Origin of the sequence: Bradyrhizobium denitrificans, from assembly GCF_013179005.1 — a bacterium.
Taxonomy (GTDB): domain Bacteria; phylum Pseudomonadota; class Alphaproteobacteria; order Rhizobiales; family Xanthobacteraceae; genus Bradyrhizobium; species Bradyrhizobium denitrificans.
The window spans coordinates 40,452-61,332 of the sequence record NZ_JABFDP010000022.1 but is presented as its reverse complement, the minus strand read 5'-3'; the positions used below and the strand labels follow the sequence as shown (position 1 = coordinate 61,332).

Sequence of the window (20,881 nt, the reverse complement as noted above, 5' to 3'; positions counted from 1 at the left end):
AAGGATGATCGAAGGATACGATCCTTATCTCGTCGCGCTCTCGGTCGTGATCGCGAGCCTGGGTGGCTATACCGGCTTTGGTCTCGCTGCGCGCATCCGCAGCGGGCCGGGAGCCAATCCGCGCGTGCTGTTGTCCGGCGCCGCGGGCATTCTGGCCGTGGGCATCTGGACCATGCATTTCGTGGGCATGATGGCGGCCCCGTTGCCGGCCGATGCGGTCTATCTGGTGCTACCGACCATCATCTCCTTCCTGATCTGCGCGCTGGTGGTCGGCATCTCGCTGTTCTTCGTCAGCATCGGCGATCCCGCAGCCAGGCGCGTCGTTCCGTCAGCGCTGCTGCTCGGCGCCGGCATCGCCAGCATGCATTATGTCGGGATGCACGGTCTCGCCGGGCCGTTCGGACTGACGCACGATCCGGCGCTCGTGGCGCTGTCGGTCGGCATCGCGATCATCGCCGCCTATGGCGGCCTGCGCATCTTCCTGGCGCGGCAGGACGGGCTGCGGCTCGCCATCAGTGCGGTCGCGTTCGGAGTCGCGGTCTCCGGCATGCACTATACGGCGATGCTGGGCATGCATGTCGTGCCGGAAGGCGCGGGACATCATCACGCCGCGGGGCTTGCTGCATCGCCGCAAGCGCTGGCGATCGTCGTCGCGGTGCTCTGCTTCGTCCTCGCTGCCGGCTTCCTGCTGTCCCTGGTGCCCGACCCGCGCCGCCAGTCGGGGGTGGCCGCGGTGCTGCCTGAGGCGGCGCCTCGTCTCGCGCCGGAACCGGCCGCTTCGCCGCCGCCCGCGCAGCCGGCGGCGCCGGCGTCTCCCGATCCCGTCGAGAATCCCCCGTCCGCCCGCCGCATCGCCGCGCCGCTCGGCGGCATCGGCCAGCCGCCGCGCGTCGCCGCAGCACGGCTGCCGCTGGAAGGCGCCAATGGAACCCATTTCATCGATGCCGGTGATGTCCGCAGCGTGCGCGCTGACGCGCACTATACGAGGGTGCATGACGGCACCCGCGAGCGGATGTGCCCGTGGTCAATCTCCGAGGCCGAGGCGCAGCTCGATCCCGGCCGCTTCCTCCGCGTCCATCGCAGTCACATCATCGCCATCGAGCACGTGATCTTTGTGGGCAAGGAAGGCGAGGGGGCGATCATCGAGCTCGATGGTCCGTCCAAGCCGCGCGTGCCGGTGAGCCGCGCCAAGGTCGCCGAGGTCAAGGCGCGGCTCGGGCTGCGGCGGCCGGCCTGAGCCTGAGACTTAGTTCGCAGCTGCGGCAGCGCGCCGCTCGTCGTCGCAACGCACACATGTCGATCATGTCAGGCGCGCACCGCGCGTCGCCGCGGGCGTGGCGTCGCGCGCCGACTCGCACCGCGTCTCCGCCGAATTGGGTCGCCCTCGCTGACGCAGTTCGTGCGCAGCGACCCGCAATTCGTGCGATTTCACCGCCTTCCGTGCCGGCTTCGTTGCGCAACCGGTCAACCCGGTCGACTCTCTGCAACAATAGCGCGACGCGCCTGTCTTCGTCCTTCGCTCTCGCAGCAAGAACAAGCGCCGGCCGTTTCAGCGCAAGGCCAAGCCGACAAGGCAAGCCAGCACAGGAGGAAACGCCATGATTCCAGGCCCGTTCGACTATCACAGGCCGGCGAGTGTCGGCGACGCAGTCAAGCTGCTCGCCGATCTCGGCGACGAGGCCCGCCCGCTCGCCGGCGGTCACAGCCTGCTGCCGATGATGAAGCTGCGGCTGGCGACCCCGGCGCATCTGATCGACCTGCACGGTATCGCCGGCCTGAAGGGGATCTGCCGCGACGGCGACCGGATCGTGATCGGCGCGATGACCACGCAGGCCGAACTGCTGGCGTCGGCCGAGATCGGAGAGAGCCTGCCGATCCTGCACGAGACGGCGCTCCTGATCGCCGATCCGCAGGTGCGCTACCGCGGCACGCTCGGCGGCAATGTTGCCAATGGCGATCCCGGCAACGACATGCCGGCGCTGATGCTGGCACTGGATGCGAGCTATCGCCTCGAAGGTCCGAACGGCGCCCGCGAGGTCGCGGCGCGTGAGTTCTACCAGGGCGCCTATTTCACGGCGCTCGAGCCCGGCGAGATCCTGACCGGCATCAGCATCCCCGTTCCTCCTGCCGGTCACGGCTACGCCTATGAGAAGCTGAAGCGCAAGGTCGGCGATTACGCGACCGCGGCGGCCGGCGTGGTGCTGACCATGGCCGGCGGCCAGGTGGCGAGCTGCGTCATCACGCTGACCAATTTGCACGAGACGCCGCTGCTGGCCACCGACGCGGCGAACGCCGTGATCGGCACCACGCTCGATGACGCTGCGCTGAAGGCGGCCGCAAGCGCAGCGCGCGCGATCATGCAACCGGCCTCCGATGCGCGCGGACCTGCCGAGTACCGCATCCATGTCGGCGGCATCATGGTGATGCGCGCGCTGCAGCGCGCGGCAAGCCGGGCGAGCTGAAGCTCGCTTCGCCAGGCGGCGAACACTCTCGTCCCCCTCCCCCTTGTGGGGGAGGGCGGGGAGGGGGGAGCCCAAGGCGACACTGCCGCCGTGGACCCCCACCCCCGACCCCTCCCCGCAAGGAGGAGGGGAGCGCACTGACAACGCGGCTCGAGTCGAGCCCAAGCCATGCGATCTTCCAGGGAGCAACCAATGCCCAAAACCCACATCACAATGAAGGTGAACGGCAGCGAGGTCGAAGGCCTCGCCGAGCCGCGCACGTTGCTGGTGCATTTCCTGCGCGAGCAGGCGCAGCTCACCGGTACTCATATCGGCTGCGAGACCAGCCATTGCGGCGCCTGCACGATCGACATCGACGGCATGAGCGTGAAGAGCTGCACCATGCTCGCGGTGCAGGCCAATGGCGCCGAGATCACCACGATCGAGGGCATGGCCAATGCCGACGGCACCCTGTCGCCGCTGCAGGAAGGCTTCCGCATGATGCACGGCCTGCAATGTGGCTTCTGCACCCCCGGCATGATCATCCGCGCGCATCGGCTGCTGAAGGAAAATCCGTCGCCGACGGAAGCCGAGATCCGCGCCGGCATCTCCGGCAACATCTGCCGCTGCACCGGCTACCAGAACATCGTCAAGGCGATCCAATACGCCGCCGCCAAGATCAACGGCGTTGAATTCCAGGAGGCCGCGGAATGAACGACATGACTCCCACGCGGGAACAACGCGAAGCCGCGCTCGAAGGCATGGGCTGCCGGCGCAAGCGCGTCGAGGACATCCGCTTCACGCAAGGCAAGGGCAACTACGTCGACGATGTGAAATTGCCGGGCATGCTGCATGGCGATTTCGTGCGCTCGCCGCATGCGCATGCGCGGGTGAAGGCGATCCACACCGAGGAGGCGCTGAAGGTGCCTGGCGTGCTCGCGGTCATCACCGCCGAGACGTTGAAGACCGTCAACCTCGCCTGGATGCCGACGCTCGCCGGCGACGTGCAGATGGTGCTGGCCGACGGCAAGGTGCTGTTCCAGAACCAGGAGGTCGCCTTCGTCGTCGCGACCGACCGCTATGCCGCCGATGACGGCGTCTCCAAGGTGGTCGTCGAGTACGAGCCGCTGCCGGTGCTGGTCGATCCGTTCAAGGCGATGGACCCGGATGCGCCGGTGCTGCGCGAGGATCTTGCTGGCAAGACCGTCGGCGCACACGGGCCGCGCAAGCACCACAACCACATCTTCGAATGGAGCGTCGGCGACAAGGAGCTGACCGACGCCGCGTTCAAGAAGGCCGAGGTCACCATCAAGGAGATGATCTCCTATCACCGCACCCATCCGTCGCCGCTGGAAACCTGCCAGTGCGTCTGCGCGTTCGACAAGATCAAGGGTGAGCTGACGATCTGGGGCACCTTCCAGGCGCCGCATGTGATCCGCACCGTGGTGTCGCTGATCGCCAAGATCCCCGAGCAGAAGATCCACGTCATCGCGCCGGACATCGGCGGCGGCTTCGGCAACAAGGTCGGCGCCTATCCCGGCTATATCTGCGCGGCGGTGGCCTCGATTGTCACCGGCAAGCCGGTGAAATGGGTCGAGGACCGCATCGAGAACCTGACCGCGACGGCGTTCGCGCGCGACTATCACATGACCACCGAGATCGCGGCGACCAAGGACGGCAAGGTCACCGGCCTGCGCGTCCACGTGCTCGCTGACCATGGCGGCTTCGACGCCTGCGCCGATCCGTCGAAATGGCCGGCCGGCTTCTTCAACATCGTCACCGGCTCCTACGACTTCCCGGTCGCGCATCTCAGCGTCGACGGCGTCTACACCAACAAGGCGCCGGGCGGCGTCGCCTATCGCTGCTCGTTCCGCGTCACCGAGGCGGCTTATTGCATCGAGCGGGCGATGGATATTCTCGCGCAGAAGCTCGGCATGGACCCGGCGGAGCTGCGCCTGAAGAACTTCGTCAAGCCGGAGCAATTCCCCTATCACTCGGCGCTGGGCTGGGAATATGATTCCGGCGACTACCACACCGCCATGCGCAAGATGATGGAAGCGGTGGACTACGCAGGCCTGCGCAAGGAGCAGGCCGAGAAGCGCGCGGCGTTCAAACGCGGCGAGACCCGTGAGATCATGGGGATCGGCGTGTCGTTCTTCACCGAGATCGTCGGCGCCGGTCCGTCCAAGAACTGCGACATCCTGGGGATTGCGATGTTCGATTCCTGCGAAATCCGGCTGCACCCGACCGGGGCCGGCATCGCGCGGATGGGCACCAAGAGCCAGGGCCAGGGCCACGAGACCACCTGGGCGCAGATCATCGCCAGCGAGATCGGCATTCCCGCCGACAACATCATGGTGGAGGAGGGCAACACCGACACCGCGCCCTACGGCCTCGGCACCTACGGCTCGCGCTCGACCCCGGTCGCCGGTGCCGCCATCGCGATGGCGGCGCGCAAGATCAAGGCCAAGGCGCAGATGATCGCGGCCTACAAGCTCGAGGTCCACGAAGACGATCTCGAATGGGACATTGACGGCTTCCGCGTCAAGGGCCTGCCGGAGAAGGTCATGTCGATGAAGGACATTTGCTGGGCGGCCTACAACTCGGTGCCGCCGGGCATGGAGCCGGGGCTGGAGGCGGTCAGCTATTACGACCCGCCCAACATGACCTATCCGTTCGGCGCCTATCTCTGCGTCATGGACATCGACGTCGATACCGGCGTGTACAAGGTCCGGCGCTTCTATGCGCTGGATGATTGCGGCACCCGCATCAATCCGATGATCATCGAGGGCCAGATCCATGGCGGTCTCACCGAAGCCTTCGCGATCGCGATGGGCCAGGAGATCCGCTACGATTCCGAGGGCAATGTCGTCACCGGCTCGTTCATGGACTTCTTCATGCCGACCGCCGTGGAGACGCCGCACTGGGAGACTGACTTCACGGTGACGCCCTCGCCGCATCATCCGATCGGCGCCAAGGGCGTCGGCGAAAGCCCCAATGTCGGCGGCGTGCCGGCGTTCTCCAACGCCGTCAACGACGCGTTCGCGTTCCTCGGCGCCACCCACATCCAGATGCCCCACGACTACTGGCGCAACTGGCAGGCGGCGAAGAATCTGGGCGTGGTGGCGTAGGCTGTAGCCAAGATCACCGCCGTCATTGCGAGGAGCGAAGCGACGAAGCAATCCAGAGTCCCGCCGACCACCCTGGATTGCTTCGCTTCGCTCGCAATGACGGAGAGAGAACCGACGCGGTCACCGCATCAATGGTGCACTCCCCTCACCCTTGCGGGAGGGGTCGGGGGTAGGGTCCCCGGCGGCAGACTCGCTTGGGGCTCCTTGAGCCCTTCCCCACAAGGGGCAGGGAACGTACTGCTTGTGCGGTGAGATCGAGAAACGAACTGGTATGAAAGCCCGCGACGACATCGCCAAATCTCTCGCCGCCTGCGGCTACATCGCCGATGGCGAGCTGGCAACGGCGGTTGCGCTGATGCAGCTTCTGAAGCGGCCGTTGCTGCTCGAAGGCGAGGCTGGTGTCGGCAAGACCGAGGTCGCCAAGGCGCTGGCGTCGGTTCATGCGACCGAGCTGATCCGGCTGCAATGCTATGAAGGCCTCGATCAAAGTTCGGCGCTCTACGAATGGAACTATCAGCGCCAGTTGCTGGCGATCGAGGCGCATCGCGGCCATGCCGAGGCGATCGAGGACCAGATCTTCTCGGAGAAATATCTGCTGGAGCGGCCGCTGCTCGCGGCCATCAGGCGCGCCAGGCCGCCGGTGCTGCTGATCGACGAGATCGACCGCGCCGACGACGAGTTCGAGGCCTTCCTGCTGGAGCTGCTGTCCGACTTCCAGGTCTCCATCCCCGAGCTCGGCACCGTCAAGGCGACCAGCATTCCGCACGTCGTGCTGACCTCCAATGGCACCCGCGAGCTGTCGGACGCGTTGCGCCGGCGTTGTCTTTATCATTATGTCGACTATCCGGATGTCGATCGAGAGGCGCGCATCATCCTGGCGCGGATCGGCGGCGCCTCGGCTTCGCTCGCACTGCAGATCGCGCGGCTGGTCGAAGGCTTGCGCAAGGAGGAACTGCGCAAGGTGCCTGGCGTCGCCGAGACGCTCGACTGGGCGGCGGCGCTGGTCGGGCTCGACGTGCGCGATCTCAAGGATCAGCCCGAGCTCGTGCACGACACGCTGATGTGTCTGCTCAAGACGCATGAGGACCGCGCCCGCATCACGCGCGAGATCACGGCGCGGCTGGTGGGGAAGGTCGCATGAGCTGTTGTGGCGCCACGCCTGACCATGAAGACCTCGACGCGGTGGCGCGGCTCCTCGTGGGCCGCCTGGGCGCGTTTGTGAAAACGTTGCGCGACAACGGCTTCGCAGTCGGACTGCAGGAAGGGCAGGACGCCGCGGCGGTGATGGCCGCGGGTTATGCCGGCAAACCTGGCCTGTTGCGCTCGGCGTTCAAACATCTGTTCGCGGCGCGCAAGAGCGAATGGGATCGTTTCGACGGTCTGTTCGATGCGTTCTGGCTCGGCAAGCGCGTGCGCTCGCGCTCGCTGGTGTCGGGCGCCGCGCCGGCCGCGAACAGTCCATCGTTGAAGAGCCTGCAGGACGCCAATGCGGGCCAATCCGGCCCGCAGGGCGCGACGGATCAGATCCCCTCCGACGACCCGCCGCGCGATGCCGGCGGCGAAGGCCGCAGCGAGGGCGCTTCGCGGGTTGAGACGCTGGCCGACACCGATTTCCGCAGGCTCGCCGATCCCCAACAGGTCGCGCTGGCGCATGAGGCGGCCGCGCGGCTTGCCAGGGTGATGCGGACACGGCTGACGCGGCGTGATCAGGTCAGGCGCAAGGGCCAGCGGCTCGACCTGCGCCGGACGATTCACCGGAGCATCAGCCATGGCGGCGTGCCGATTGCGCTGGTGCACCGGCGCCGCAAGTCCAAGCCGCTGCGGCTGGTGGTGCTGCTCGACGCCTCCGGCTCGATGAGCGCCTACACGGCGGTGTTCCTGCGCTTCATCCATGGCGTGCTCGACACGTTTCGCGAGGCCGAGGCGTTCCTGTTTCACACCAGGCTCGCCTACGTGTCCGATGCGATGAAGGAGAGGGACGCGGCGCGCGCGCTCGACCGGTTGTCGATGATGGCGCAGGGGGCGGGCGGCGGCACCAGGATCGGCGAGAGCCTGCAGACCTTCAATCGCTGGCACGCCGCGCGCGTGCTCCATTCGCGCAGCTGCGTGATGATCGTGTCCGACGGCTACGACACCGGCGATCCGGCCCTGCTCGGCCGCGAGATGGCGCAACTGCGCCGCCGCTGCCGCCGCATCGTCTGGCTCAACCCGATGCTCGGCTGGGACGGCTACGCGCCGGAGGCGCGCGGCATCAAGGCCGCGCTGCCTCATGTCGATCTCTACGCCCCGGCGCACACGCTGCGTTCGCTCGCGGCGCTGGAGCCCTATCTGGCGAGGTTGTGAGGCCATGTCGTCGCGAGGAACAGACTCATGATGGGCGCCACCGAACTGCTCGATCTGGCCGCGCAGCTCAAGGCCAGGGAAGAAAGCTTCGTGCTCGCCACCGTCGTGCGCACGGTGTCGGTGACCGCTGCGAAAGCCGGAGCCAAGGCGATCATCCGGTCCGATGGCACGATCGTGGCGGGGTGGATCGGCGGCGGTTGCGCCCGCGGCGCGGTGCTGAAGGCGGCGCGCGAGGCGCTGGCCGACGGCATCCCGCGCATGATCTCGGTGCAACCGGACAATCTGCTGGCCGAGCTCGGCGTCAGGCCCGGCGAGACCCGCGAGGGCGTGCGCTTCGCCGCCAACATGTGTCCAAGCCAGGGGACGATGGACGTCTTCGTCGAGCCGGTGCTGCCGCATCCGTCGCTGGTCATCTTCGGCGCGAGCCCGGTCGCGCTGTCGCTCGCCGCGCAGGCGCGGCCCCTGGGCTATCATGTCACCCTGGCGGCGCCGGCCGCCGACCTCGTCGCGACACCGGAGGTCGATGTGTGCGTCGATGGCTTTGCGCTGGAGCAGCTGGCCGGCGGCGCCCGCTTCATCGTGGTCTCGACGCAAGGCAAGGGCGATGAAGTCGCCCTGCGTGCCGCGCTCAGCTGCGATGCGACCTATCTCGCTTTCGTCGGCAGCCGCCGCAAGATGGACAGCCTGCGCGACAAGCTGATCAAAGACGGCATCGACGCTGCGCTGCTCGACAGGGTGAAAGCGCCGGCGGGGCTCGATCTCGGCGCCATCACGCCGGAGGAGATCGCGATGTCGATCCTCGCCGAGATCACGCTGACGCGCCGGCGCGGTCAGCGCGGCTGAACGAAGCTCACGGCGTCAGCGGCAGATCGAACGTCACCTTGACACCATCGGTGGCGAAGTCGCGCGTCACCTCGCCCTTCAGTGCCGCGCCGAGAATACGTTCGAACAGCAGCGAGCCGAAGCCGTTGCGCGCAGGCGGCGCGACCGGCGGCCCGCCGCTTTCCTGCCAGGATAATTTGAGGCGGCCATCGTCGACCGTCCAGCTCAGCGCCACGTGTCCCCCGTCATTCGACAACGCGCCATATTTCACCGCATTGGTGATCAGCTCGTGCAGGCCCATCGACAGATAGAGCGCAATCCCCGGCGCAAGCTGCACGGCGGGCCCCTCGACTGCGACGCGGTCGCATTGCAGCGGCGCAAGCTCGGCCTGGACCAGCTCGTCGAGGCCCAGCGCCTCGCGACCGCGATCCAGCGCCAGCGCGTGGCTGCGGGTGAGCGCGGCGATGCGGCCGCGCAGCACCTCGCCGAACTCGGTCAGCGCGGTGTCGGCGCGGATGCTGAGCGCGATGACGCTGTCGACCAGCGCGAGCGTGTTCTTGACCCGGTGATTGAGCTCGTGCACCAGCACGCGCTGATGCTGCTCGATGGTGCGTCTGCGCGCATTCTCGGTGCGCAGCGCGATCTCGTCCATCACGATCTCGCTGAGCTCGGTGAGCTGCGCGATATCCTCCTCGTTCCATGGACGCGGCACGTGGTCGATGGCGCAGAGCGCGCCGATCACCTCGCCGCTCGGCAGCTTCAGCGGCACGCCGAGATAAGCGATCACGCCGAGGCTCGGCACTGCGAGATTGTCCTTCACCAGCGGATGCTCGCTCGCGTCGACCACCACGAGCGGCTGAGCCGTGGTCACGACATGCTGACAGAACGAGTGGCTGAGCGGCGTTTCGCGCAGCGACGCCCACGGCTCGCACAGGCCGACGGAGCTCTTGAAGAACTGCCGGTCGCGGTCGACCAGCGCGATGATCGATGCGGGCGCAGCCAGCAGCCGTGTCGCAAGCCGCGTCACGCGATCGAAACCGGGCTCGGGCGGCGAGTCGAGCAGCTCGGTCTGCAACAGGGCAGCCAATCGGTCTGGCGCGGAGGCGTCGCGATCGGACGTCATGCAACTTTCGTCGGTCTGGCGTTCAGCCGGTGATGGATCTGCACGACGAACCGAACGGGGCGCCAATCCGAGCCGGTCGATCGCGCGGGCACAGTGGTATTCGGCTGGAACGAAGCCGGCACAGAAACTCTTTGAAACCTTTGAAGATGATCTCTCCACGCGTCAAGCACGGGAACGAATCCCGGTTCCATTTAGGTAACCATGGAGCGGAACATGGCTTGACGAAGGCGAACGGCGTGCGCGCCGCAAATTGTCCGCGATCCGTTCTCCATCGAGCGGAATATGCGCGGTCGCGGCCGCAATGATGGCCAATCGTTCGTCAACCGCCCTTGACTGCCCCCGCCGTCAGCCCGGCCACGATCTGACGCTGCGCGAAGACCGTCAGCAGCAGCACCGGCAATGTCACGATCAGGGCCGCTGCGGCGAGCGGGCCCCAGGAGAGTTGGTCGAACGAGATCATGTTGTAGACCGCGACCGGCAAGGTGCGTGTCTCGCGTCCGGCCAGGACGATGCCGAACACGAAATTATTCCAGGAGAAGATCACCGCGAGAATGAAAGCGACGGCCAGACCCGGCTTGGCCACCGGCAATGCGACGTGGCGGAAGACCTGCCAGCGCGTGGCGCCGTCGATCCGCGCGGCCTCCTCGAGCTCGATCGGCGTGGTCTCGAAATAGCCGATCATGATCCAGATCACGATCGGCACGGTGACGACGAGATGGATGATGATCTGTGGCCACAAGGTACCGAGCAGGCCGAGCCATTGGAACAGCAGAAACAGCGGGATCAGGTAGGACAGGCCGGGCGTGATGCGCGCGATCAGGATCACGATCGCTGATTTATGTGCCGCCATGCGGGCGATGCCGTAGCCGGCGGGCACGCCGACCAGCATCGCCAGCGCCGTGGCGCCGCCGGTCACCAGCAGGCTGTTCTTGAAATAGGTGAAGAAGCGGTTGGACGACAGCACATCAGTGTAGTTCTTCCAGGCGAAATGCTCCGGCCAGAACACCGGCGGATAGGCCGCGTTGTCGACCTCGAACTTCACCGACAGCGAGATCATCCAGAGGAAGAACAGGATCGCCGGCGAGACGATGAGGAACACGCCCAGCGCCAGCCCGAGCCGGCCGAGGATGGTGTGCGCGCTCATGTGTCGGTCCCCAGCGCATTCCACTGCGCGCGCCGGCGCAGCACCAGCAGCAATGCGGTCAGCGCCACGATCAGCGCGAAGAACACCACCGCGATCGCCGAAGCATAGCCGAGGTCGTAATAGACGAAGGCGACGCTGTAGAGATAGAGGTTGATGGTCTCCGACGCCGAGCCCGGACCGCCTTGCGTGATCGCAAAGATGATGTCGAAGCTCTTGATCGCGTCGATGGCACGGATCATCGCGGCGATGAACAAGAACGGCATGATCAGCGGCAAGGTGATGTAGCGGAACATCTGCCAGGTCGAGGCGCCGTCGATCTGCGCGCTCTCATAGGGCTCGGTCGGCAAAGAGGCGATGCCGCCGAGCACGATCAGCATGACCAGCGGCGTCCATTGCCAGGTTTCGACCAGCACCAGCGACGGGATCACCGTGCCCGGATGAAACACCCAGAGCTGCGGCGGCAGGCCGACGAGCGACAACAGATAGTTCAATATGCCGAGCTGCGGGTGGAACATCATGGTCCACACCAGGGCGATCGCGACCGGCGTCGCCATCATCGGCATGATGAACAGCGCGCGCAGCAGGCCACGTCCCGGAAAGCGCGCGTGGAAGACCACGGCAGCCAAGGTGCCGAGCACCAGCGGCAGCAGCACCGACAGCGCCGTGTAGGACAGCGTGTGCCCGACCGACTCGACGAAGCGCGGATCGGCCGGCAAGCGCAGATAGTTCGATAGCCCGACGAAGGCCGTGGGCGAACCGACCTTCCATTCCTGGAAGCTCATCCAGATCGTGAACAGCCAGGGAAAGATGATCACCGCGAGCACGGTGACAAGCGCCGGCACCACGAACGGCCAGTAGGACGGCGGCCGCAATGCGCGTTCCGGCGCGGCGGCCTCGCTCGCCGCGCCGGAGACCTGCTCGACGATCGTGCTCACGCTTTCTCGCTGCGCTCCAGGATCGGGCGAAACTGTTCGTGGGCCTTCTTCAATTCGGTCGCGGGATCGGCGCCCGACAGCGTGGCGGTCAGCGCCGCACCGACGAGGTCGCGGAATTCGGCCACCGGAATGATGACGGGCAGGCCGAGCTTGGAGATCTTGCCGGAGTCGATCGCCGATTGCAGCCATTCCTTGGGCATCTTCACGCCGCTTTGGATCTCGGCATCGCCCAGCACCGAGTTGCGGAACGGCACGCCGCCGCCGGCCTGCACCAGCCGCGCGCCCTGCGCCTTGGAGACCATCCATTGGCACAACAGCCAGGCGGCTTCCTTGTTCTTGCACGCCGCGGGAATGCCGACGCCGTCGCCATAGGTCGCCGAATACTGCCCCTTTGGTCCGGCCGGCACCACGGTGTAGCCGACCTTGCCGACGACGCGCGAGGCGTTGGGATCTTCCAGCGGCGGTGCCCAGCCGACGCCGTCGATCCACATCGCCGAGCGCCCTTGCGTGAACGAGGCCATCGACTCCATCCAGTTGAAGCCGGCGACGCCCGGAGGCGCGCAAGTGGTCAGCAGCTTCTGATACAGCTTGGTGGCCTCGATCGCCTCGGGCCCGTCGGTCAGGATGTTGCCCTTGGCGTCGAGGAACTCGCCGCCATAATTGAGGAAGAAGTTGGTCCACAAGGTCATGTTGGCGTTGCGCAGGCCGCGGCCGACGAAGCCGAAGGTGCCGTCCTTGGGATCGGTGAGCTTCTGCGCCGCCACCACCATCTCGTCGAGCGTCTTCGGCACCTCGACGCCCTTCTTCGCCAGCAGCTCCTTGTTATAGTAGAGGATGAAGTAGTCCACCGACCAAGGCAGCGAGAACATGCGGCCCTTGTCGTTGCTGGCGTAAGTCAGGCCGGCGGCTGAGAAATCGCCCGGCACGAGGTCCGGGGCCGTGAGGTTCGGATCCTTCATGAAGTCGGTGACGTCGGTGAGCCAGCCGGCCTTCTCGAACTGCCGCTTTTGCACGTGATAGCTGAGATGCACGACGTCGAAGCTTGGCTTGCCGGACGACAGTTCGATCACCACTTTCTGGCGCTGCTGCTGCTCGGGGATCTGCTCGGATTCCACCTCGATGCCGGTCAGGGCGGTGAATTCCTTGATGTTCTTCTGCAGATTGTCGCCGCGCGGCCCCTTGGCCAGGATCACCTCGAGCTTGGTGCCGGCATATTTCTTCCACTGCGGTTCTGACCAGGCAGGTTGGCCGGTGAGCGCCCATGCGCCCGCTGCTGCCGTGCCCGCAAGCATGTTGCGGCGCGTGATCGCGGTCATCGTGTCCTCCCCAAATGATTCTTGAGATCATTCTTGTTTGGTCGGGAAGTGTAGCGCGATCCAGCGGCGCTGCAACAGGGCGTTGCGCGATGTGCGCAGATGTCACGAGCGAGCGTGATGCGATGCAGCGAGATCGCAGGCGCTTCGACTCAGGTCTGAGCGTCGGCTGTGAAGTCGGCCCGCTCCAACAGCCAGGAGGTGGCAAAGCCGGCGACCAGCCCCCAGAATGCGGCGCCGATATTCAGCAGCGGCACATCGGCTACCGTAACCAGGAAGGCGATCAGCGCACCGAGCGAGAACCGCGTCTTGAATGCGGTCACGAACGCCGTCTGCAGCACCCGCAGCATGGCCAGTCCGGCCAATGTGGTGATCAAGGATTTTGGCGCGATCAACAGCAGCGTCGTGAAGGTCGGCGCCAGCAAGCCGAAGCCGAGCGCCAGCACGCCGACCAGCATCGCGGCGGTATAATGACGCTTGCGCTCGCCGCCGGCGACGACGATCGCGTTGGTCGGGCCAGTGAGGCAGGTCGAGACGCCGCCGACGATCGCGGCCAGCGCCGAGCCGATGCCGCAGGCCACCGTGACGAGGTTGACCGGCGGCTTGTGGCCGGCGGCGCTCAGCACGGCAAAGCCCTGGCCGTTCTGCACCACCAGCACGGTGACTGCGAGCGGCACCACGAGCTCGATCATGGCCGCGAGCGACCAGGACGGCGTGGGGATCACCGGCGTGATCAGCGCGATCTGCAGCGAGGTGCTCTGATCATATTTGCCGAACATGAAGGCCGCGAGCGTGCCGATCACCAGCGCGCCGATGATCGGCGGACAGCGCCGCCCGAGCGCGGGCAGGGCTGTCAGCACCAGCCAGATGATGACCATCGGCCCGGCGATGGCGAAGTCGGCGAGCACGGCGCGGACCAGATCGAGACCGAAGCGCAGGAACACCCCGGCCACCATGCCCATCACGATCGGCATCGGCACCAGCTGCATCGCGCGCTTCACCCAGCCGGAGAGCCCCAGGATCAGCATCAACAGCGCCGTGCCGTAGAACGCGCCGACGACTTGCGCAAAGCTCAGATGCGTCAGCGACTGGCCGACCAGCACGGTGCCGGGAATGGTCCAGAACAGCACCAACGGCTCGCGATAGCGCCACGACAGCAGGATCGTGAGCAGACCGTTGATGAAGAACACGCCGAAGATCCACGACGCGATCTCGGCCTGCGACAGCCCGCCATTGGCGCCGACCGACAGGATGATGGCGACCGGCCCGGTGATCGCGAACAGCCAGCCGATGAAGCCGTGCGAGGCGTAGAGCGGGCCGAAATCGCTGATGATCTGGCCAAGGCCGGGCGGCGGGCCCGCGGGGCGTTCGATGGCATTGAACATGAGGGGCGGGGCTCGGGCCGTGTTCTTGTTGTTGTCCAGGGCGTCTCGTGGGATGTTGTGAACCAACCGCATGAGCTGTGCAAGGCGGCCGATGATCGCCGCGCAGCTGGCGTTCCGCGCGGTGACGACGGTTTCGATTGACGGAGTTGGACTCGTCGAGGCTATCATCGACCGTGAGTTGGTTCATGAGAAAACGTCTCCGCGCCATCTTTGGAGACTTTGTGCCCGCAGAGACCTTGCAGGCGCTCGAGCGGGGCGACGTGTCCATTCCTCCTCTCCAGCGCACGAGAGTGTGTCATGTGCTGCTTCAGGTTCGCGACGATACGAATGAGACGATCGCGAACGATCGCTCCGACGCCATCGAACTGATGCTGCGCGAGGGCGCCATCGTCGAGAGCGTCCTGTCCTCATTCGTGTCGGCTGTCTTCACGTTGGAGTCGGAGACACCTTTGGATCGGATCGGGGCGACGCTCGATCGGCTCGGCTCGAACGTCCGCGCGGTGTATCGCGTGGGCGACTATCTGCGCGGGGTGATCGCGTCACCCAGTCGCTTCGACTACGGCACCGTCGTTCCCAACATGAGTGCGGCGATGGAGAGATTGCTGCGTTTGGAGTTTGGTTCTGTCGAGCGGCTCGACGGTGATATGTGATCGGTGTCGTTCGAGCCCGTCAGGAAAACTCGAACCGTTCAGATCGGAGGCAGATGCACGCGCGACCTCAGGCGGCCTCGTCAGTCATCAGCCTCTTGGCGGCCACCGCAACGATTGTCGTCGAGGATAATGGCCGCGTCGCCTACGCCTATTGGCTGGACGCCGAGGGAGCGATCCGCGGTGACGTCTGGCTCTACAACCGTTGTCTAGCGTGCCGGTCGCTTGAGGAAGGGCAAGATCATGAGTGAAGGATTCCTGTGCGAGTTTGCCCCACCAGACGGCATCGGCAGCGGAATGCGATGGGCGTAGCGGATCGCAGCGCGGCTGATGTCGCGCCGACGAACGGTTCGTTGCGCACGGTCAAGTCGCGCGGTCCTGGCACCCCGATGCTGGTGTCACGCTTGCGCCGGCGCTGACGCGCCGCGCAGGCAACGGTGGCCAGAAAGCCCGGCGCACCGGGGAGAACGCGAAGCAGCCGTTAAAGCCACCGCGCAGGGAGGGCCGGGTCGTCCGGCTGGACCTGTGGTACCTGCCGCCTGCATTTTTTTGAGCAGGCGGGCCACGGGCCTCAGTCGAGGCCCGGCCTTCCCTGCGCCCTCTAAGTCAAGGGCGATGCTGACTCAGAGCTCGGACGCAAACGCGCTGCGAGATCGCAGAAGCTCATCTGCAAGATGCTGTCGGGGATTGTCGCGATGAAAGAGGCACGGCGTTATCACGAACGGCGAGATGTCCGCGTGTGGCACGATGCCCACCCTCCCCTGGAGGGCAGGGGCGCTAGCGAAGCGGATCGTGAAGCGGGGTGGGGTGATCTCTCCGCAAGCACCGGCATCCGTGGCATCACCCCACCCCGCTCGCCCGCGAGCGACCTTCCCCCTCCAGGGGAGGGTGGCCCAGATCGAGGCGATCGCGCGTTAGGAACGAGGTCGGATGAGGCCGGGGGTAATGCTGTTAGTTCAGCAACTCAGTCGAACAGGCTCGACACCGATTCTTCTGCCGCGGTGCGGCCGATGGCCTCGGCGATCAGCGGGGCGATCGGCAAAGCGCGGATGTTCGGGGCGTTGCGCACGGCTTCGGTCGGCATGATGGAATCGGTGATCACGAGCTCCTTCAGGCGCGACGAGGTGATGCGGGTCGCGGCCCCGCCGGAGAGAACGCCATGGGTGATGTAGGCGTAGACATCCTTGGCGCCGTGCTTGAGCAGCGCATCGGCGGCATTCACCAGCGTGCCGCCGGAATCGACGATGTCGTCGATCAGGATGCAGGTGCGGCCCGAGACGTCGCCGATCACGTTCATGACCTCGGATTCGCCGGGCCGTTCGCGGCGTTTGTCGACGATCGCAAGCGGCGTATTGATGCGCTTGGCGAGGCCACGGGCGCGCGCGACGCCGCCGACGTCGGGCGAGACGACCATCACGCTGGAAAGATCGAACCGGTCCTTGATGTCGCGCACCATCAGCGGCGCGGCATAGAGATTGTCGGTCGGGATGTCGAAGAAGCCCTGGATCTGGCCGGCATGCAGGTCGAGCGTCATGACGCGATCGACGCCGGCATGGGTGATGAGGTTGGCGACCAGCTTGGCCGAGATCGGCGTGCGCGAGCCGGATTTGCGATCCTGCCGCGCGTACCCGAAATATGGAACCACCGCGGTGATGCGGCGCGCGGAGGCGCGGCGCAGCGCGTCGGTGATGATCAGGAGCTCCATCAGCAGGTCGTTCGCGGGATACGAGGTCGACTGCAGGATGAAGACGTCGGAGCCGCGCACGTTCTCCTGGATCTCGACGAAGATCTCCATGTCGGCGAAGCGCCGGACCACGGCCTTTGTCAGCGGCAGGCCGAGCTCGGCGGCGATTCCGGCGGCGAGAGCCGGGTTGGAGTTGCCGGCGACGAGTTTGATGGAGCCGTTCTTGGCCGACATCGCGAATTCTCCTCGCGGCTCGCTGGAGACCTTGTTCAGCATATCGGGATATCCGTGGAACCGGCACTGTGTGACGGGCGAGGTGATATCAAGGACACTGCGCGCATGGCAACCCGCCGCAGCTGTTTTCCCGGTCAAAAAGCGGCGCAAATTGCGCCGCTAGCCTAATGGTCGGTGTAGCCCAGGGCGGCGACACTGGTGCCGGCGGTGGAGGGAGGCTCGGTCGTGGCCACCGCAGGGCCGCGGGTGACGGGGGCGGGCTGTGTCGGCGCGGTCTCGGCGGGCGCCGTGCCGTTGAGCATATTGGAGAGCCCGCTGAATCCGGCCTGGGCAATCTTCCGCAACACCATGTCGTCGACGGCGTTCCAGGGGTCTCGGCCGCCGCGTCCGACCGGCTCCTCTCCGGACAGGCGGAGCGCGCGCTGCTGGTTGCGATCATAGACGTCGAACACCCAGGCGATGACGCTCTTGCCGCTGACGACCTGGGCCGAAAGATAGGTGCGGACCCGATAGGCGGCAGGCGCCTCGCGCGACACGATGGCGAGGCTGCGTAGCTTGGACTCGCTGTCGAGCACGTTGACCATGCGGTCGAAGATTTGTGGCGGCGGCCCGTCGATCTGCTCGAAGGCGATGGTCGCGCCGTCGGAGGAGGGCGCCATCGCATAGGCGTTGGCGGGGCCGCTGGTGCCGCTGGTCGCGCAGCCGGCGAGCGTTGCGGCAGACATGATCAAAGCGGCAAGGACGCATGCGTGCTGCGTGGCGCGGCTGATCAGTCGCAATGGTGTCGACGCTCCCCTCATGGATGGGAGCGATATCGTTAAAATCGATTAACGTCTAGGTCGCCACTGCCACAGACCGGGACAGAGTGCAGCCTGTTGTTTAGAAAGGGTTAACCAACCCCCATGCGGCCACAATCACGCCCTGCTTCAGCCCTCGATCATGATCGCGTGGACATGCCGGCCGTAGTCCGGCTCCTTGCGATGCACGGAGCGGCGGTAACTGAAGAAGCGTTCATCCGCATAGGTGTCGAGCCCGAGATCGTCGATCAGCAGCACGCCGGCGCTCTCGAGCCGCATCCGGATGAAGCCGCCGAGATCGAACATCGCGTGACCCTTACGCTGCGAGGGCAGGAAGAAGCGGGCGTGCTCGGCGTCGTCGTCGATGAAACGCGCGACGAATTCGGCGCCGACTTCGTAGCTTTGCTGGCGGATCAGAGGACCGATCGCGGCGATGATCCGGCCGCGCTCGGCGCCGAGTTCCTCCATCGCCTGCAGCGTGGCCTCGAGCACACCGGTCAGCGCGCCCTTCCAGCCGGCATGAGCGGCGCCGACGACGCGCTTCTCCGGGTCGGCGAACAGGATCGGCCCGCAATCGGCCGTGGTCACGCCGATCGCGAGATTGGGCGTCGCGGTCACGAGCGCGTCGGCCTTCGGCCGGACAGGGCCGTCCCAGGGGACGGTCGCGATGACGACGTCGGGCGAATGGACCTGGTGCAGGCTGAGAAGCTGGTCCGGCGCGACGCCGAGCCGCTCCGCCATCCGGCGGCGATTTTCCCGCACGCTGTCGGGACTGTCATTCGATCCGAGCCCGCCATTCAGGCCGGCATAGATGCCGTCGGAGACACCGCCCTCGCGGGTGAAGAAGGCGTGTCGCACGCCGGGAATCGCGGACATCACATCCGATGACACCAGCATCATGCCCCTCCTGGTTTTCCGCCCGTATGTTCGTCGCTGATTCCAGCCAGAACGGGAATGCTGGCATCGGACAGGCCGAGCACCTTGAACAGCGAGCCCATGCCGCCGCGGCCGCCCTCGATCAGGCGTTTCAATCCGCTTGCGATGTCCCGGGAAATGTCGGGCGAGGCCTTTTGCATCAAGGTCAATGCGCGCGTCTCGATGCCGAGCCGGCGCAGGAACTCGCTTTGCGTGATCGGCCCATGGACGCGGGCGCCGACGGCGTCCGCCGCGCGCGCCAGCGCCTCGAAATCGACATGCGCGGTGATGTCGGCGAGCCCCGGGGTTTTCAGGGGATCGGCAAAGCTGTGCCGTGCGATGGCCTGGAACGTGTCGCCGACATCGCTGCGGACATGACCATAATCGATGATTACGGCGGCGCCGCGCTGTTCGCGGATGCGCTTGGCGATTGCCATGATCTCGTTGTTCGGGCGCCATTCGAAGATCGCCCCCAGCGGCGCCGCCCGCACCAGCGGCGGCAGCAGCAGCTCGAATCCCGGCGTGGGCTCGGCCGCCGTGCCATAGGCGAAGTTCTCCTCCGCATCGAGCTCGACGACGCGCTCATGCCACCCGGTCTCGCGCTTCAGCATCTGGTGGATCGGCAGCACGTCGAAATATTCGTTGGCGAAGATGACGCTCGGGCCCTCCGGCACGTCGTCGAAGCTCTCATGCCAGGTGATGTTGCGCAGGCCGGTCAGGGTCGCCTTCTGCTTCTCGCGCAGCACCGGGTTGATCTCGACCATGTGCACGGAGATCGTCTGGTACAGCGGCGGCAGGACGCGCAGCGCCCGCAGCGCGTCAGACATCATGGTGCCGCGGCCGGGGCCCAGCTCGATCAGGCGGAACTGCTGGGGCGAGCCGGAAGCTTTCCAGACCGAGGCCGCCCACAAGCCAAGCAACTCGCCGAACATCTGGCTCACTTCGGGGGCGGTGGTGAAGTCGCCCTCGCGCCCGAGTGGATCGCGCGAAATGTAATAGCCGTGTTCCGGATGCATCAGGCACAGCTCCATATAGCGCCAGACCGGCATCGGCCCGGACGCTTTGATCACCCGCTTGATCTCGGAGTGGAGCGGCGACAGTTCGATCACGGATTGGCCTGCAGCGAGGGAGTGGCTTGATGCGGCTCAGGCTTGCGCAGCGCCCGCACCACCAGGATCGCACCGACGATGAGCATCGGCACCGACAGCAGCATGCCCATGGTGAGTCCGCGCCAGAGGAAACCGAGTTGCGGGTCCGGCTCGCGGAACAGCTCGCTGACGATGCGCGCGACCCCGTAGAGGCCGATGAAGCTGCCGAGGATCAGGCCTGGACGCTTCAGTGCGCCGAACCGGATCATCACGGCGAGCACGATGAACAGCACGATGCCCTCGAGTCCTGCTTCATAGAGCTGGCTCGGATGCCGCGGCAGGTGGGCGCGGTCGGTCGGGAAGATCATGGCCCAGGGCAGGCTCGGATCGGCCGCGCGCCCCCACAATTCGCCGTTGATGAAATTGGCAATGCGGCCGAGCAGCAGGCCGATCGGCGCGACCGCGGTGGTCAGGTCACCGAGCGACAGGATCGGCAGGCCATTGCGACGGCTGAACCAGATCACCGCGATCACGCAGCCCACGAAGCCGCCATGGAAGGACATGCCCCCCTTCCAGAGCTCGAAGATCTCCAGCGGGTGATCGATGAAGAACGGCAGATTGTAGAACAGCACATAACCTGTGCGGCCGCCGAGGATGATGCCGAGCGTGACCCACAGAATGAAGTCGTCCAACTGCGGCAGCGAGACCGGGGCGGGGCCGCCCCACAGCCGGTCTTTCCCGAGCAGCGAGCGGGCATAGAGCCAGCCAATGACGATGCCGCAGATATAAGCGAGCGCATACCAGCGGATGGCGAACGGGCCGATCGCAATCGCGATCGGATCGAACACGGGAAAGTCGATGAGGAGAGGCGTCATTCAC

General features: G+C 66.1%; 18 protein-coding genes. 8 read left to right on the top strand and 10 right to left on the bottom strand.

Annotated elements, in window-relative coordinates:
• Positions 1-4 precede the first annotated feature (4 nt).
• From HL671_RS24280 to HL671_RS24250, 7 genes are all read left to right on the top strand, one after another.
• Positions 5-1,237, top strand: coding sequence for an MHYT domain-containing protein (locus HL671_RS24280; RefSeq protein WP_172239386.1), 1,233 nt, complete (start codon positions 5-7; stop codon positions 1,235-1,237).
• Between the two features lie 361 nt (positions 1,238-1,598).
• Positions 1,599-2,462, top strand: a complete 864-nt coding sequence (locus tag HL671_RS24275; protein ID WP_172239383.1) for an FAD binding domain-containing protein — start codon at positions 1,599-1,601, stop codon at positions 2,460-2,462.
• Positions 2,463-2,654: 192 nt separating this feature from the next.
• Positions 2,655-3,155, top strand: coding sequence for a (2Fe-2S)-binding protein (locus tag HL671_RS24270; protein WP_012041987.1), 501 nt, complete (start codon positions 2,655-2,657; stop codon positions 3,153-3,155).
• On the top strand, positions 3,152-5,572 hold the full coding sequence (locus tag HL671_RS24265; protein WP_012041988.1) for an aerobic carbon-monoxide dehydrogenase large subunit: 2,421 nt from the start codon (positions 3,152-3,154) through the stop codon (positions 5,570-5,572). Before HL671_RS24270 ends, HL671_RS24265 begins: the two co-directional genes overlap by 4 nt.
• A 271-nt stretch (positions 5,573-5,843) precedes the next feature.
• Positions 5,844-6,713 carry an AAA family ATPase gene (locus tag HL671_RS24260; RefSeq protein WP_172239380.1) on the top strand — a complete coding sequence of 290 codons (870 nt, stop codon included), beginning with the start codon at positions 5,844-5,846 and terminating at the stop codon, positions 6,711-6,713.
• Positions 6,710-7,915 carry a vWA domain-containing protein gene (locus HL671_RS24255; protein ID WP_041750471.1) on the top strand — a complete coding sequence of 402 codons (1,206 nt, stop codon included), beginning with the start codon at positions 6,710-6,712 and terminating at the stop codon, positions 7,913-7,915. The genes HL671_RS24260 and HL671_RS24255 overlap by 4 nt, the downstream gene beginning before the upstream one ends.
• A 27-nt stretch (positions 7,916-7,942) precedes the next feature.
• On the top strand, positions 7,943-8,758 hold the full coding sequence (locus HL671_RS24250; RefSeq protein ID WP_012041991.1) for an XdhC family protein: 816 nt from the start codon (positions 7,943-7,945) through the stop codon (positions 8,756-8,758).
• A 7-nt stretch (positions 8,759-8,765) separates the two neighbouring features.
• Here HL671_RS24250 and HL671_RS24245 read toward each other — a convergent pair whose 3' ends face one another.
• From HL671_RS24245 to HL671_RS24225, 5 genes are all read right to left on the bottom strand, one after another.
• Positions 8,766-9,860, bottom strand: coding sequence for an HWE histidine kinase domain-containing protein (locus HL671_RS24245; RefSeq protein WP_012041992.1), 1,095 nt, complete (start codon positions 9,858-9,860; stop codon positions 8,766-8,768).
• Between the two features lie 319 nt (positions 9,861-10,179).
• Positions 10,180-11,004, bottom strand: a complete 825-nt coding sequence (locus HL671_RS24240; RefSeq protein WP_012041993.1) for a carbohydrate ABC transporter permease — start codon at positions 11,002-11,004, stop codon at positions 10,180-10,182.
• Positions 11,001-11,939, bottom strand: a complete 939-nt coding sequence (locus HL671_RS24235; RefSeq protein ID WP_012041994.1) for a carbohydrate ABC transporter permease — start codon at positions 11,937-11,939, stop codon at positions 11,001-11,003. The genes HL671_RS24240 and HL671_RS24235 overlap by 4 nt, the downstream gene beginning before the upstream one ends.
• Positions 11,936-13,255: an ABC transporter substrate-binding protein gene (locus HL671_RS24230; protein WP_172239377.1), complete on the bottom strand. Its 1,320-nt coding sequence runs from the start codon at positions 13,253-13,255 to the stop codon at positions 11,936-11,938. Before HL671_RS24230 ends, HL671_RS24235 begins: the two co-directional genes overlap by 4 nt.
• A gap of 149 nt (positions 13,256-13,404) precedes the next feature.
• Complete coding sequence (locus tag HL671_RS24225; protein ID WP_172239374.1) at positions 13,405-14,637, bottom strand: benzoate/H(+) symporter BenE family transporter; 1,233 nt, start codon at positions 14,635-14,637, stop codon at positions 13,405-13,407.
• A gap of 185 nt (positions 14,638-14,822) precedes the next feature.
• Between HL671_RS24225 and HL671_RS24220 the strand changes: the two genes are divergently transcribed.
• Positions 14,823-15,287 carry a hypothetical protein gene (locus tag HL671_RS24220; protein ID WP_012041997.1) on the top strand — a complete coding sequence of 155 codons (465 nt, stop codon included), beginning with the start codon at positions 14,823-14,825 and terminating at the stop codon, positions 15,285-15,287.
• 961 nt (positions 15,288-16,248) lie between these two features.
• Here the strand turns inward: HL671_RS24220 and HL671_RS24215 are convergent.
• The 5 genes from HL671_RS24215 to lgt all read right to left on the bottom strand — a co-directional run bounded on the left by HL671_RS24215 (position 16,249) and on the right by lgt (position 20,877).
• Complete coding sequence (locus HL671_RS24215; RefSeq protein ID WP_012041999.1) at positions 16,249-17,202, bottom strand: ribose-phosphate pyrophosphokinase; 954 nt, start codon at positions 17,200-17,202, stop codon at positions 16,249-16,251.
• 164 nt (positions 17,203-17,366) lie between these two features.
• Positions 17,367-17,927, bottom strand: coding sequence for a hypothetical protein (locus HL671_RS24210; protein ID WP_374050110.1), 561 nt, complete (start codon positions 17,925-17,927; stop codon positions 17,367-17,369).
• 201 nt (positions 17,928-18,128) lie between these two features.
• Positions 18,129-18,875, bottom strand: coding sequence for a peptidoglycan editing factor PgeF (gene pgeF, locus HL671_RS24205; RefSeq protein WP_374050111.1), 747 nt, complete (start codon positions 18,873-18,875; stop codon positions 18,129-18,131).
• Between the two features lie 20 nt (positions 18,876-18,895).
• On the bottom strand, positions 18,896-20,023 hold the full coding sequence (locus HL671_RS24200; RefSeq protein ID WP_012042002.1) for a class I SAM-dependent methyltransferase: 1,128 nt from the start codon (positions 20,021-20,023) through the stop codon (positions 18,896-18,898).
• Positions 20,020-20,877 carry a prolipoprotein diacylglyceryl transferase gene (gene lgt / locus HL671_RS24195; RefSeq protein WP_012042003.1) on the bottom strand — a complete coding sequence of 286 codons (858 nt, stop codon included), beginning with the start codon at positions 20,875-20,877 and terminating at the stop codon, positions 20,020-20,022. Before lgt ends, HL671_RS24200 begins: the two co-directional genes overlap by 4 nt.
• Positions 20,878-20,881 lie beyond the last annotated feature (4 nt).